Source organism: Janthinobacterium sp. Bl 1 (assembly GCF_058215535.1).
The window spans coordinates 5,046,577-5,060,311 of record NZ_CM177086.1; the positions used below are offsets into that span (position 1 = coordinate 5,046,577).

General features: G+C 63.2%; 12 protein-coding genes. 6 read left to right on the plus strand and 6 right to left on the minus strand.

What is annotated here, in order from left to right; all coding sequences use genetic code 11:
* Positions 1-47: 47 nt before the first annotated feature.
* Positions 48-938, plus strand: coding sequence for a LysR family transcriptional regulator (locus AC4BCN_RS22755; RefSeq protein ID WP_338679432.1), 891 nt, complete (start codon positions 48-50; stop codon positions 936-938).
* A 68-nt stretch (positions 939-1,006) separates the two neighbouring features.
* On the plus strand, positions 1,007-1,516 hold the full coding sequence (locus AC4BCN_RS22760; protein WP_338679433.1) for a GAF domain-containing protein: 510 nt from the start codon (positions 1,007-1,009) through the stop codon (positions 1,514-1,516).
* Here AC4BCN_RS22760 and AC4BCN_RS22765 read toward each other — a convergent pair whose 3' ends face one another.
* Both AC4BCN_RS22765 and AC4BCN_RS22770 read right to left on the minus strand, forming a co-directional pair.
* Positions 1,517-2,104, minus strand: coding sequence for an O-methyltransferase (locus AC4BCN_RS22765; RefSeq protein WP_338679434.1), 588 nt, complete (start codon positions 2,102-2,104; stop codon positions 1,517-1,519). It abuts the gene before it with no gap.
* Positions 2,105-2,142: 38 nt separating this feature from the next.
* Positions 2,143-3,033 carry a DMT family transporter gene (locus AC4BCN_RS22770; RefSeq protein WP_338679435.1) on the minus strand — a complete coding sequence of 297 codons (891 nt, stop codon included), beginning with the start codon at positions 3,031-3,033 and terminating at the stop codon, positions 2,143-2,145.
* Positions 3,034-3,134: 101 nt separating this feature from the next.
* Here AC4BCN_RS22770 and AC4BCN_RS22775 point away from each other — a divergent pair, with 101 nt between their 5' ends.
* Entirely contained in the window at positions 3,135-3,914 is a 780-nt protein-coding gene (locus AC4BCN_RS22775) for an AraC family transcriptional regulator (protein WP_338679436.1), read from the plus strand.
* An 80-nt stretch (positions 3,915-3,994) separates the two neighbouring features.
* Entirely contained in the window at positions 3,995-6,463 is a 2,469-nt protein-coding gene (locus AC4BCN_RS22780; RefSeq protein ID WP_338679437.1) for a hypothetical protein, read from the plus strand.
* Here the strand turns inward: AC4BCN_RS22780 and AC4BCN_RS22785 are convergent.
* From AC4BCN_RS22785 to AC4BCN_RS22800, 4 genes are read right to left on the minus strand one after another with little or no spacing between them, the layout of a single operon-like run.
* Positions 6,460-7,113, minus strand: coding sequence for an FABP family protein (locus AC4BCN_RS22785; RefSeq protein WP_072455217.1), 654 nt, complete (start codon positions 7,111-7,113; stop codon positions 6,460-6,462). The genes AC4BCN_RS22780 and AC4BCN_RS22785 overlap by 4 nt on opposite strands.
* A 59-nt stretch (positions 7,114-7,172) precedes the next feature.
* Positions 7,173-7,697 carry a hypothetical protein gene (locus tag AC4BCN_RS22790; protein ID WP_338679438.1) on the minus strand — a complete coding sequence of 175 codons (525 nt, stop codon included), beginning with the start codon at positions 7,695-7,697 and terminating at the stop codon, positions 7,173-7,175.
* 2 nt (positions 7,698-7,699) lie between these two features.
* Positions 7,700-8,503, minus strand: coding sequence for a type I methionyl aminopeptidase (map, locus tag AC4BCN_RS22795; protein ID WP_051991081.1), 804 nt, complete (start codon positions 8,501-8,503; stop codon positions 7,700-7,702).
* Between the two features lie 17 nt (positions 8,504-8,520).
* Positions 8,521-9,120: a TetR/AcrR family transcriptional regulator gene (locus AC4BCN_RS22800; RefSeq protein ID WP_099379113.1), complete on the minus strand. Its 600-nt coding sequence runs from the start codon at positions 9,118-9,120 to the stop codon at positions 8,521-8,523.
* 124 nt (positions 9,121-9,244) lie between these two features.
* On the opposite strand from AC4BCN_RS22800, the gene AC4BCN_RS22805 reads away from it, so the two are divergent.
* Both AC4BCN_RS22805 and AC4BCN_RS22810 read left to right on the plus strand, forming a co-directional pair.
* Positions 9,245-10,759 carry an AMP nucleosidase gene (locus AC4BCN_RS22805; protein WP_034750639.1) on the plus strand — a complete coding sequence of 505 codons (1,515 nt, stop codon included), beginning with the start codon at positions 9,245-9,247 and terminating at the stop codon, positions 10,757-10,759.
* A gap of 412 nt (positions 10,760-11,171) precedes the next feature.
* Entirely contained in the window at positions 11,172-13,697 is a 2,526-nt protein-coding gene (locus AC4BCN_RS22810; protein ID WP_338679439.1) for a TonB-dependent receptor, read from the plus strand.
* Positions 13,698-13,735: the final 38 nt, after the last annotated feature.

Genomic DNA, 13,735 nt, shown 5'->3' on the forward strand with positions numbered 1-13,735 from the left:
CGCGCCGGATGACAAGGGAATGCCCGATTTCGTGATACCTTTCTGGTATGAGAGCCCTCGATACCCATGCCTTGACCCTGTTTTGCGCCGTCGCCCGCTGCCTGAACTTCCGCCAGGCGGCGGAGCAATTGCACATGACCCAGCCACCATTGTCGCGCGCCATCAAGGGGCTGGAAGACAAGCTGGGCGCGCGCCTGTTCGAGCGCGACACGCAGGGCGTGGTCTTGACGCCAGCGGGCCGTACCCTGCTGCCGCAGGCGCTGCACATCCTTGATTTGCTGGAGATGGCGCAGCAATCGCTGCGGCAAGACAGCGCACCCGCGCGCCTGCGCCTGGGCTTGACGAGTTCCGTGGCGGCCGGCCTGTTCCGTCCTTTGCTGGCGGCGCTGGAGGAGCAACTGGGCAATGTCCGCCTGGAATTGACGGCCGCCCCGTCGCCGCGCCTGGTCGCCGCCGTGCGCAAGAGCCAGCTCGATGCGGCCCTGCTTGCGCTACCCAGCGCCACGTTCGAGCTGGCCGTGCAGCAGCTGGCGCGCCAGCCCATGATGCTGGCCCTGCCCGCCGGGCACCGGCTGGCGAAGAAGCGCAAGCTCAGCCTTGCTGACATCGCCCAGGAACCCGTCTACTGGTTCGAACGGGCGCGCCAGCCCGCCTTTTTCGACCATTGCCAGCAAGTGTTCCGCCGGCATGATTTCGCGCCGCATTTCCTGCGCGAAGCACCCGACCACCATGTGCTGCTCGGCGACGTGGCCGCAGGCAAAGGCATGGCGCTGCTGGCCGACTCGTTCCGCGCGCTGCGCATGGATGGCGTGATCTACCGGCCATTGGCGGAAGGCGAGGAATTGGCGGCCGGCATCGGCCTGGCCTGGCAAGCCGACCACGGCCATGCGACCCTGCCCCTGCTGCGCCAGCTGGCGCAGGAATATCTGAAACAGTGACGGCCGCGCGCGGAGGCGCCAGACGCGCTACCATATCGCCTTCCCCATTTTCAAGCGCCACCACGACCATGACGTTTACCATCAGCGACGCCGCCTACGGCACCGATACCCCCGCCGCCAAGCAAGCCATGTATGCGGACTTGCGCTCGCAGCTGCAAGGCTTGCTGTCAGGCGAGACCGACTTCATCGCCAATACGGCCAACTTCAGTTCGCTGGTCTTCAACACCATGCCGGGCCTCAACTGGGCCGGCTTTTATTTCCTCAAGGGCGAGGAATTGGTGCTGGGACCGTTCCAGGGCAAGCCCGCCTGCATCCGCATCAAGAAGGGGCGCGGCGTGTGCGGCACCACGGTGGTCGAAGGCGAGTCCATCGTCGTGCAGGACGTGCATGCATTTCCCGGCCACATCGCCTGCGACGTCAATTCCCGTTCGGAACTGGTGGTGCCCGTGTTTGCGCATGGCCAGATCATCGGCGTGTTCGACCTCGACAGCCCGCTCGTCAGCCGTTTTGACGATGTCGACGCGCAAGGCGTCGAATCCTTGGTGCGCGTGCTGGAAGCGGCTATCGTTGCTGAATAACTAGTTGCCCGCCTTGACGGCGATGAATTCGCCCTTGCCGACCGTGGCCAGGCACGTCGTGTAGCGGCTGTCGGCTCGGATGGCTTCGATGAAGCCGGCCATGTCCGCGTAGTGCGAACTGGCGTTGTCGACCACCAGCACGCCGCCGGCCGCCAGCGCGCGGTCCAGCTGCGGCCACCACTGCGCGTATTGCTGGCGCGCGGAATCGAGGAAGATGAAATCGTAGGCGCCGTCCGCCGCATCGCGCAGCACGTCGCCCGCGTCCGCCAGCAGCTGGCCGATCACGCCCTGCAATTGCGCGCGCACGAAGTTGTTGTGCGCCATGTCGAACTTGTCCTGCGCCTTTTCCACCGTCACTACCTTGCCGCCCAGCGCCTGCACGGCGCGCGCCAGCCACAGGGTGGAATAGCCGTTCGACGTGCCGATTTCCAGCACCCGCCGGGCGCCGCGCGCGTGCACCATCACGGCCAGCAATTCGCCCGTGTCGCGCGTGATATTGAGCATGCGGCTGGCGCGCGCCGTGTGCGCCGCATCATTGGTGTTACCGAATGCTTCGAGTTCACTCAACAGAGTATCGATGCTGGGCATGGCGCCTCCTTGTTCAAAACACCAGCATAGCAAAAAAACTATGCCGGTGCACGGCGCAGCGGACGTTTCAGATACTGCACCATCACCACGCCCAGCAGGGTCACGCCGCCACCGATCACATCGTAGCTGTGCAAGGTTTCACCGAGGAACAGCATGGCGATGATCACCGTGAACACGGGCAGCAGATTCATCAAGGTCGTCGCGCGGCTAGGCCCCAGCTTGGCCAGGCCATGCATCCACAAAAACGGTGCGATGATGGAGGCGGGGATGCCGGCAAACAGCACCAGCGGCAAACCGGCACCGGTGACGGGCGGCGCGGACTGGCTCAGGTAGTACACGAACAGCACGGGCACGGCGCACCACACCTGGATCAGCAGCGAATGCCAGTTATTCAGGGGAATCTTCCAGCGCTTGAGCAGCACGCCATAGCCCGCGTACGACAGGCAGGCCAGCAGCATCAGCGCGTCGCCCACGGCCGCGCCATGGGCCAGCAGGGCGGCCGGATTGCCATGGCTGAGCAGGTAAGCGAGTCCCAGCAGCGACACGAGGCCGCCAAACACGCCGCCCACGGTGGGCGCCTCACCGAGCAGCAGCACGGACAAGCCCACGGCCAGCAGCGGCATCATCGATGCCAGGATGCCCATATTGGTGGCCGTCGTCGTTTGCGCGGCGATGTAGGCGAGGCACTGGTACATGACCATGCCCAACATACCCAGCACAAACAGTTTGCCCAGATACGGTCGCACCACGGCCCGCTGCTTCCATACGGGACGGGCAAACACGAGCGCCAGCAGCACGCCGGCCAGCAACCAGCGGTAGAACGAGATGGCGGCCGGATCGATCACGCCGACGGCCATCTTGCTGACGATGGTATTGATGCCCCAGATCAGCACGGCGATCACGGGTAACAGATAGTGCTTCACTTGCATGTTGCGGACTCCAGTATTCAGGACCACCATTTTCGCATGGTCCGATTCCATGGATATAATGCATAGCGGACAATCGATGCGAAGAACAGGACAAAGACACCATGGCCAGCAACCAGCATTTCCCCGCCGTTTCCGACGCCCTGCCCTATCCCGTGTATTTCCGCCTCGACGATTACCGCGCGCACCAGCAATTCGATTACCAGAGCCATCCGTGGGGCCAGCTCACATATTGCTCCACGGGCGTGATGGAAATCATGGTCGCGGGCCAGCGCTACCTGTCGCCGCCCCAGTACGCCGTGTGGATACCGCCCGAGACCTTGCACGACGGCTATATCCGCCAGGATGTCGTGTTTCACTCGGCCTACATCGACGCCAGCCTGTGCGCGCAGTTGCCGGCCCAGCCGTGCGCGCTGGTCATGAGCCCCCTGCTCAAGGCCATCCTCGGCGACTTTGCCGAACGCCATGTCACCACGCCGGCCACCGAAGCCGACCAGCGCCTGGCGCAGGTGCTGGTCGACCAGCTGCAGCTGGCGCCGTGCAGCCGCAACTATCTGCCTGGCAGCGACGAGCCCGTCATTGCGGCGCTGCTGGCGGCCCTGCAGGCGAAGCCTGGCAGTAACCGCTCACTGGCCGAGTGGGCCGCGCAACTGCACGTCACGGAGCGCACCTTGGCGCGCCGCTGCCAGCGCGAACTGGGCATGCCGTTCGGCGAATGGCGCCAGCGCCAGCGCTTCCTGGCCGCCCTGCCCCTGCTGGAACAAGGAGACACCGTGCAGGCGATCGCGCTGGAACTGGGCTACAGCACGGCTTCCGCTTTCATCGCTATGTTTCGCCGGCAAAGCGGCGGCACGCCCGACCAGTTCCGCCGCGGCCTGCGCTGAAAAAGCGGACCGGCGCTATCCGCTTTGTCATATGGGGATGCTAAAATTCAAACATCTTTCCAGAGAGCAAAAGGACGCGCATGAACCCCAGCACCGAGACGGCCACCGATACCCAAGGCAACGAGGACATGCCCCAGGCATCAGCAACGGCCGTGACGGCGCCAGCGCCCCTCAAGCTCGACAAGGAAGAGATACCGACGGTGCTGGGCAAGCTGCGCACCCTGGTGCAGGACAAGACGCGTTTCGAACCGCACGACATCACGCCGCTGGACGAGGAAGACGTACTGCAGGAGTTTTCGCTGCAAGCGAACTACGCGCTCGAGGCGCGCTTCGAGCAGCGCGTCATCAATGGCTATTTCACGCCAGCGGGCAATGACTGCCGCTGCCAGGGTGACCTGCACGAGGTGGGAGCGCTCGCTCACGCGCAGGAGAAGGAACGGCTGCGCCGCGCGGCGGGCAAGCTCGACAATGCCTTGCGCCAGCCAGGCCAGGCCTACAACGGCGTCGAGGCGGGCGTCTACCTGCCGCACGCCGTCAAGTACTGGCACCTCGATACCTGCAGCAACTGCACCGGCAGCGGCCGCATCAACTGCCACACCTGCTACGGCGCGACGACGGAAACATGCTGGAACTGCCACGGCGGGCGCACCGTCAGCTGCGACGCGTATGGCTGCTACGGCAGCGGCAAGGTGTCGTGCTCGTATTGCAGCGGCAGCGGCACCGTGTCCGAGCAAGTCACCGACTACATCACGGTGCAAGTGCCCACTACCACCTACAGCAACGGCAGCTCGCACACCAGTTACCATAGCGAGACGCGGCCCCAGTACCGCACCGAATACCGCTCTTGCTACCATTGCAGCTACGGCAAGGTCAGCTGCAACACTTGCCACGGTTCCGGCAACATCAATTGCGGCACCTGCCGCGCCAGCGGCAAGGTCACGTGCCGCACCTGCAGCGGCGTGGGCGACTTGCGCTGCAACCCGTGCGACGGTTCCGGCAAGGTGGGCAAGGCGGCCTGGGTCGACGTGCATGTGACGCCCGGCTACAGCGTCAGCCTGCCCAAGCAGGCACCCGATGACGCGCGCCGCATCCGCGACAAGGAGAGCGTGCACTCACTGGCAGCCATTGCCAGCAGCCTGGCCCTGGCGAAAGTGAGCATTTACAATGAAGACCAGCCGCAGGAAGTCGACGCCCTGTATGCGGCCAAGCTGCGCATCGTGCGCCTCGATGCATCGTGCAACGCGGAAAAGCACCACCTGGTGGCGTACGGCACGGACTTGCGCTGGCTGACCCTGGACGACATCGTGGAAAAGCTGCTGCGCGGCGACCTCAAGGCGCTCAGCGACGCGCTGGCCGGCAGCGCCGACGACGGCCTGTTCTCGGCCCACGTGCAAGGTTTGCTGACGCCGCTGCGCGACGTGGCCGCCTCGGAACTGAATGCGGACGTGATCGAGTCCGTCCTCAGCGGCGACGCGGACCACGCGCACGTCGATGTCGTCTCCGCCGACTATGCCAACAATGTGCGCACCTGCGTGCTCGGCGCCCTGCGCCAGGTCTACACGCGGCTGGCCAAACAATTCTGGTGGAAAGGCGCGCTGGCCGCGCTGGCCGCCGCCATCGCCACCTGGTTCTTCGCCGGACGCGGGGCCGCCGCCGTCGCCGGCCTGCTCGTCACGGGCGCCGGCTACTGGCTGTTCAACCGCAAGGTGAAAGCCGTGCTGAGCGAAGCGCTGGGCGGCGAGCGGCAAGCCGAACGGGCCATGGGCATCGCCGGCAAGGGCCGCCGCAACCAGCTGGCGCAAGTGCTGATCCTCGCGCCCGCGAGCGTGGCCGTGCTGGCCGCCAGCTATGGCTTGCCCGTGCGTGTGCGCCCGGCGGCTCCACCGCCGCAAACGGCCATCGCGTCGGCGCCCATCGCGCCCCATGCGCCAGCCGTTGTGCCGGCAGATGCGAGCAGCGCCAAGGCCGTCAAGCTGTACGAAAATGGCGACAAGGTTCAGGCGCTGGCCATGCTGGAAAGCCTGGTCGGCAAGGGCGACGCCGGCGCGTATGGCCTGTATGGCTGGATGCTGCTGATGGGCGAAGGCAAGCCGGGCCCCATCACGGCGCCAACGGCGCAGCAGCGCGAAGCACGCCAGGTGGCCGCCAAGCCCCTGATCGGCAAGGGCCTCGTGAAAAACGACAGCTATGCGCTGGCGGCGAAAGGCGTGATGCTGGCCGAAGGCTGGCAGGAACCGCGCAACAGGGCGCGCGGCCTCGACTTGCTGAAACAGGCCGCGAACAAGGGCAATGCGCAAGCCATGCACTTATTGGGCCTGTACCACGTGCGCGGCTACCAGATTCCCGTCAACCACAAGGAAGCGCGCAAATGGTTCACCCTCGCCGCCGACAAGGGCAGCGCGGGCGACATCTACAATCTGGGACTGATGGACTGGGAAGGAGCGGGACTGAAACGCCCCGACCGCGCCAGCGCCATGCAGCGCTGGAAGATCGCGGCCGCCATGGGAGAAGAACGGGCCATCAAAGCTGTGGCCCAGGGCAAACCCTAAGCGGCAGCGACCGCCGCCAGGGCCTGCAAGGCCATCGGGTTCGGCGTCGGCTCGGCGATTTTCGTCAGCAGGTTGCGGTCAGTGTGGTGGAACGGTTCGTCCTTGCCGCGGATGAGCATGACCGTGTCCTCGTCGTAGCCCCACGTGCCATCGGCGTGGATATCAACCTTGATCCGATATTCGACGGTGGTGAATGCGTGTTCGAGGAAGGGGTTCGAACAGATGCCGTACGCCGTCGAATCGCGCTTGGCCACCAGTTCGAAACTGGTGGCGTCCGCCGTCGTCGTGCCGGACGCCATGGCGATCTGGCCGCGCGGAATGGCCAAGGTCTGGATCACGGCGCCCGTGGCCGGCTCCCACAGCCAGTAGCCGACCTGCTCATGATACGTCTTGACTTGATCCGGCTTGGTGATGTGGATGTAGTAGCGCAAGCCGTAGAACAGTTGCGGGCCGTTGGTGACGGGGTCGATCGGCTGCAGTTCGATGCGCTCGACGAAGGCCTGCTTGCGCGGGCCATCCGCTTTCGGCTTGACGTCCAGGCCGCGCGTGCCCGTCCAGATGCCGGCCATGCCCGTCAAGGGGCCCAGGTTGTTCAGGGTGTGCACGTCGGCGGACGGCTCGGTGTAGATATCTTCGGGAAAATCGCTCATGCGGAAGTCTTCAAAATGGGGCAACAGTGCTTGCCGCCATTGTAAGACGCAGGGCACTCTCAGGGAAAGAGCGCGATGTGGCGTTCGATGAACAGCAGGGCGGCAGCTGCCAGCGCGGAGCGCTGCGCTTCGAACACCGTTTCGTCGCGCGTTTGCAGCAGATTGGCGGCCACCTCGGGCAGGTACAGTGCGCCGGTGATGAACGCCGCCACCGCGTCGATATTCGCGTACAGGGCGCTGTCGTAGCCTTCCCAGTCCACATAAGCCAGCCACTCGGCCAGCATCACCATGCCGGCGACGGGCGGCGCCAGGGCCGCGATGCGCTCCGCGCGCAGCACGCTGTCGCTGCCGATGCCTTCCTGCTGCAGCACGGCCAGCGCCACGTGCTGCAGCGCGTCTTCCGGATCGCGCCGGTATTTGTTCAGCAGGCGCTGCGTCAGCGTATAACGTTCGGCGTCGATGCCGCGCAGGGCGGCCGCCACGTCGTCGTCATGCAGCGCCAGGTGGCGCGCCGCGCAAGCGACATCCACGCCGGCTTTCGCGGCGACGATATCGGTAAGCTGCTGCCGGCGCGCGTCATCCATGCTTACACCAGCGGCTCGGTCGAACCGGTCAGGGTAAAGATTTCAAAGCCCGTTTCCGTGACGGCCAGCGAGTGCTCGAACTGCGCCGACAGCGAGCGGTCCTTCGTCACCGTCGTCCATTTGTCGGGCAAGACCTTGACCTGGTAGCTGCCCACGTTGAGCATCGGTTCGATCGTGAAGATCATGCCCGGTTCCAGCACGATGCCCGTGCCGGCGCGGCCGTAATGCAGCACTTGCGGCGTGTCGTGGAAGACCTGGCCCACGCCATGGCCGCAGAAGTCGCGCACGGAGGAAAAGCCCTGCGCCTTGGCTACCGCTTCGATGGCGGCGCCCACGTCGCCGAGAGTCGCTCCGGGGCGCACGGTGTGGATGCCGGCCATCATGGCGTCATACGCCGTGTTGACGAGGCGGTTGGCCAGGATGGAGACGGCGCCCACCTTGAAGGTGCGGCTGGTGTCGCCGAACCAGCCGTTGAACTTTGGCGTCACGTCGATGTTGAGGATGTCGCCCACTTTGAGGATCTTGGTCTCGGACGGGATGCCGTGCGTGACCACGTTATTGACGGAGATGCAGCTGGCGTGCTTGTAGCCGTGGTAGTCGATGGTGCCGGGGATGGCGCCGGCCGCGCGCATGAATTCTTCGCACAGGGCGTCGAGTTTGGCCGTCGAGACGCCCGGCTTCACGAAAGGCGCGATGTAGTCGAGCGTGTCGGCGGCGATGCGGCCGGCCGCGCGCATGCCGATGAAACCTTCTTCGTCGTGCAGCGGGATTTTCTTGCCGTGTTCAAGCTGGGTGGAATAGCGCATGGGGATTCTTTTCTTTGTTAGTGTGAGGTGGTATGGGCGGCCCAGCCGCGCACGGCGTCGTGCGAGGCGCGCAGCATGGCGTCGACGCTGGCCGGTATCGGCCGCTCCTGGGTCAGGTAAGGTTTGACGACGGCCACGGGCGCATCGATCAGCACGAATTTGAGCAGCATGTGATCGAGGTCCAGTTCCGTGGTGGCGGGCATGGCTTCGGCGCAGCGGACAAAGCAGGCGTCGAGCGCGGCCTGCTCCTCCTCAACGGCGGCCAGCAATTCCTCGCTGAGGCCACTGCTGAAATCGGGGCTGTCCGCGCATTGCAGCAGGAAGCGCGCATACACGGGCTTGCGCCGGCACCAGTCCAGCAAGCCATGCACGCCGGCCCAGGTGTCGCCGCCGAGCCAGCGGCTGGCCACTTCCTCGCGGAAGTCGCTTTTTACGCGCAGCCACGCGCGCGCCAGGATGGCGTTGCGCGAATCGAAGCGGTGATACACGGAGCCGATGGGCGCGCCGGCCTTGACGGCGATGGCGGCCATCGAGACGGCGCCCACGCCGCACTGGGCGGCGACGGCGATCGCGCTGTCGATGAAGTTGTTTTCGTTGAATTTAGCTAGTCTGACCATTCAAATAGAATACAGATTCTATTTGAATTCGTCAAGCACCCAACCATGGACCCACACGAGCGGCAACACGACTGGCCCTGCTGCCTTACAATGGTATGCACGAACCGCCACAAGGAGAATCCGCTTGCTTACGCCCCCCTTCATCGCCTCCTCCCGCTTCGACGATCCACGCCTGGCGCTGGAACAGGTGCAAGCCATTTACCGCAGCAGCATCGAACACTTGCGCGATGCGCTGCAGCGCTTTGTCGCCGGCGAAGACATGCACGAACGTGTGCGTGCCTGCTACCCCTTCGTGCGCATCCAGACGGACACCGTGGCGCGCGCCGACTCGCCGCTGGCCTACGGTTTTGTCGCCGGCCCCGGCGTGTTTGAAACCACCTTGACGCGCCCCGACCTGTTCGGCGATTACTACCTGGACCAGTTCACCCTGCTGCTGAAAAACCATAACAGCGGCCAGAAGGTGCACCTGGAAGTGGGCGTGAGCGCCCAGCCCATCCCCGTGCATTTCTCGTTCGCCGAGCATGACCATATCGAAGGCAATATGGATGCGGGCCGCCGCCTGGCCATGCGCGACCTGTTCGACCTGCCCGACCTGTCGGCCATGGACGACGGCATCGCCAACGGCACGCACGAACCGGCGCATGGCGAAGCGCAGCCGCTGTCGCTGTTCACGGGACCGCGCGTCGATTATTCGCTGCAGCGCTTGCGCCACTACAGCGGCACGTCGCCGCAGCACTTCCAGAACTTCGTCCTGTTCACCAATTACCAGTTCTACATCGACGAATTCATCCGCCTGGGCCACGCCATGATGGACCGCGCACCCGATGCGGCCGCGCCATCGGACGACGACGGCTACATCGCCTTTGTCGAACCGGGCAACGTGGTCACGCGCCGGGTCGGCCAGACGGTCGAAAGCGAGGATGCGCTGGGCGCCGCGCCGCCGCGCCTGCCGCAGATGCCCGCCTACCATTTACTGCGCGCGGACGGCAGCGGCATCACCATGGTCAATATCGGCGTGGGTCCCGCCAATGCGAAGACCATCACCGACCATATCGCCGTGCTGCGCCCGCACGCCTGGCTGATGCTCGGTCATTGCGCCGGCTTGCGCACCACGCAAAGCCTGGGCGACTACGTGCTGGCGCATGCGTATGTACGCGAAGACCACGTGCTCGACGAAGACTTGCCGCTGTGGGTGCCGATCCCGCCGCTGGCGGAAATCCAGCAGGCGCTGCAAACGGCCGTGGCGGAAATCACCCAGCTGACGGGGCATGACCTGAAACACATCATGCGCACGGGAACCGTGGCCAGCACGGACAACCGCAACTGGGAATTGCTGCCGCAGCGCACGCCGGAGCGCCGTTTCAGCCAGAGCCGCGCCATCGCGCTGGACATGGAGAGCGCGACGATCGCCGCCAACGGCTTCCGTTTCCGCGTCCCCTACGGCACCCTGCTGTGCGTGAGCGACAAGCCGCTGCACGGCGAAATCAAGCTGCCCGGCATGGCCAATCACTTCTACCGCGAGCGCGTCGACCAGCATCTGCGCATCGGCATCCGTGCCGTGGAACTGCTGCGCCGCCAGGGCGTGGACAGGCTGCACAGCCGGAAATTGCGCAGCTTTGCGGAAGTAGCGTTTCAGTAATAAGTGCCTTTCCCAACCGCCAGCCGCCCTTGCCGGGCGGCTTTTTTTTGTCCTGCTGCCCACCTTGTTCACCCCCGACATTGTCACAAAAAAACCACAGCTGTCTAGACAGGCGATCAGCAAAGACCAAACTTTCAATGATAATTGAACATAATTTCAAATTTAATTTATTTAACAATTGAAATTTAATACTTTCCTGCTTGCCACAAATAAAATTCATCCACCTTCATTCTGCCTCGTGCCATGCACCTGAACAAATACCCGGCAGTTCTTGACAGTCAAGATCAAAAAATGGTCTGATGAATTGCAAATTTAAAATACTAAATTTGTAAACATAGTCATTTTGAAAATACTTTCAAATAGCTACATAAAACCCTAAGGAAACTAAAGTTTCCTAGTTGGAGGATGGACAATGATTGAAAAGAAATTGAGCAAATCCTTGCGCATGATGTTTGCCGGCACTTTGGTCATGAGCGCAGGTTTCATGCACCAGGCCGTCCAGGCGCAGGAAGCCAAGGCTGGCGAGGAAAAAGTGCAGCGTGTGGTCGTCACCGGTTCCGCCATCAAGCGCGTGGATGCCGAAACGGCCGCACCGGTGGAAATCTACAGCAAGAAAGATATCGAGCGCACGGGCGCCACCAGCGTCGCTGAACTGGTGCGGAACCTGGCTTCCATCGACATCAATGACCAGGGCGAACTGAGCGCCAGCTCGCCTTCCGGTTCCGGCACCACCAACATCAAGATGCGCGGCTTGAGCGAACGCAACGTGCTGATCCTGTTGAATGGCCGCCGCCTGCCGACCAATGCGCTGGCTGACGGTTCGGGCGCGGGCGCCGCGGTTGACGTCAACGCCATCCCGCTGAGCGCGCTGGAACGCATTGAAATCCTGAAGGACGGCGGTTCGGCCATTTATGGCGCCGATGCCGTTGCCGGCGTGATGAACTTCATCACCAAAAAGAACTACCAAGGCCTGGAAGCGAAAACCAGCTACGGCCAAAGCTCGCGTTCGGACGCCAAGGAAAAGACGGCCAACCTCGTGTACGGTTTTGGCAACTATGACACCCAGGGCTTCAACGTGCTGGCCACGGTCGACGTGTTCAAGCGCGATCCGATCTACCGCAAGGACCGCGACCTGACCAGTTCGGCCGACTTCCGCCGCTTTGGCGGTCCGGATGGCCGCAGCGGCTTCCATCCTAGCGGCAACATTGCCGGCGGCGGCACCCTCGTGCCTTGTCCACCGGGCGATTTGAGCGCCGGTTCCTGCCGTTTCGACGTCAACAAGACCTTGCTGACCTCGACCAACGGCGCCGACCGCGCCAGCGGCATGCTGATCGGCAGCCTGAAAATCAGCGACAGCATTCGCGCGTTCGCGGAATTTACCTATTCCGAAAGCAAGGACGACTTCTCGTCCCAGCCTGCGCCTGGCAACTTCGTGTCCAATGGCAAGATCGTTGCCGGCCGCTTCATGCAAATGGGCCCGCGCCAGACCAACCGCAAGGGTACGATGACCCAGTTCTCGACGGGCCTGGAAGGCACGACGCGCGGCATCGACTGGGACGTCGCCATCGGCAAGGGCGTGAGCAAGGCCACCAACCGCGATTCGAACTATGCGCAGTCGGATCTGTTCAACGAAGCGATCGCCAATGGCACGATCGACCCGACCCGCACCGACAACCCGCAGGCCGCCGTCGACAAGATCCGTCTCACGCCTACGCGCGCCGGCAAGTCGGAACTGACCTTCTTCAATGCCAAGGCATCGGCGCCGATCATGGACCTGGCAGGCGGCGCGATGGCTTACGCCGTCGGCGTGTCCTACAACAAGGAAACGCTGAGCGACCAGCCCGACCAGAACCAAATCGATAACCTGGTCTTCGGCAGCATCCAGCAGGCTGCCGTGAAGGCGGACCGCAATTCCAAGGGCATCTTCGGCGAACTGTCGATTCCCTTCCTGAAAAACGTCGAAGCGCAAGTGGCCGTGCGCTATGACGATATCTCAAATGTCGGCAGCAAAACCAGCCCGAAACTGGCATTGCGCTACCAACCGCTGAACAACCTGATGTTCCGTGGTTCGTATGCGGGGAGCTACCTGGCGCCATCGTTGAAACAGATGTTTGGCGGCGTCGATGCGGGCGCCTACACGACCAACGATACTGATATCTGCAAAGCCTTCCCTTCGATCGCCGGCAATTGCACCAACTTCTCCTACTACGAGGTCTCCGGTTCCAACAAGGACTTGAAACCTGAAACGGGCAAGACCTACAACCTGGGCATGGTGTTCTCGCCAGTGAACTCGCTGACGGTCAGCATCGACTACTTCAAGATCAACAAGAAGAACGAGATCGGCACCCTGTCGGAACTGAAGGCAATCGAGCGCGGCAACGTGGAAATCAAAAATGGCGACGCGCGCATCCTGCTGAACAACCAGAACCTGGCCACGACCGAAGTGCAGGGTTTCGATACGGACTTGCGCTACACGTCGCCGCAAACGATGTTCGGCAAGTTCACGATCCGCAATGCGTCCACCATCTACACCCGCATGGAAACGCAGGATACGGAAACCGATCCGGTGCAAAGCACGCTGAAGACGTTCATGAATCCGAAGTACCGCAACACGTTCACTGCCAGCCTGGAAAAGGACAATATGTCCGGTTCCCTGGTCATCCGCACGACGGGCGACATGATCGACTCGCCCTTGCGCCGCGACGAAATCAAGCCGGGCACCCGCACGATTCCTTCGCACACGGAAGTGGATCTGACGGGCCAGTACGTGGCGATGCAAAACCTGACCTTCACGGCCGGTATCAAGAACCTGTTCGACAAGATGCCACCATTTAGCGCGACGGGTGCCAGCAACCAGTATGGCACCCTGGGCTTTGCCCAGCTGTACAACGTGCGCGGCCGTTACTTCTACATCGGCGCAGGCTACAAGTTCATGTAATGCAGCACCATCCCCGGCGGCCTGAAATGGCTGCCGGT

Excerpts from the sequence above, each read along its gene's own strand:
- AC4BCN_RS22780 (WP_338679437.1), top strand. The coding sequence starts at position 3,995 with ATGAACCCCAGCACCGAGACGGCCACCGATACCCAAGGCAACGAGGAC.
- AC4BCN_RS22810 (WP_338679439.1), top strand. The coding sequence starts at position 11,172 with ATGATTGAAAAGAAATTGAGCAAATCCTTGCGCATGATGTTTGCCGGC.
- map (WP_051991081.1), bottom strand. The coding sequence starts at position 8,503 with ATGCGCTATTCCACCCAGCTTGAACACGGCAAGAAAATCCCGCTGCAC.
- AC4BCN_RS22785 (WP_072455217.1), bottom strand. The coding sequence starts at position 7,113 with ATGAGCGATTTTCCCGAAGATATCTACACCGAGCCGTCCGCCGACGTG.
- AC4BCN_RS22760 (WP_338679433.1), top strand. The coding sequence starts at position 1,007 with ATGACGTTTACCATCAGCGACGCCGCCTACGGCACCGATACCCCCGCC.
- AC4BCN_RS22800 (WP_099379113.1), bottom strand. The coding sequence starts at position 9,120 with ATGGTCAGACTAGCTAAATTCAACGAAAACAACTTCATCGACAGCGCG.
- AC4BCN_RS22755 (WP_338679432.1), top strand. The coding sequence starts at position 48 with ATGAGAGCCCTCGATACCCATGCCTTGACCCTGTTTTGCGCCGTCGCC.
- AC4BCN_RS22790 (WP_338679438.1), bottom strand. The coding sequence starts at position 7,697 with ATGGATGACGCGCGCCGGCAGCAGCTTACCGATATCGTCGCCGCGAAA.
- AC4BCN_RS22775 (WP_338679436.1), top strand. The coding sequence starts at position 3,135 with ATGGCCAGCAACCAGCATTTCCCCGCCGTTTCCGACGCCCTGCCCTAT.
- AC4BCN_RS22770 (WP_338679435.1), bottom strand. The coding sequence starts at position 3,033 with ATGCAAGTGAAGCACTATCTGTTACCCGTGATCGCCGTGCTGATCTGG.
- AC4BCN_RS22765 (WP_338679434.1), bottom strand. The coding sequence starts at position 2,104 with ATGCCCAGCATCGATACTCTGTTGAGTGAACTCGAAGCATTCGGTAAC.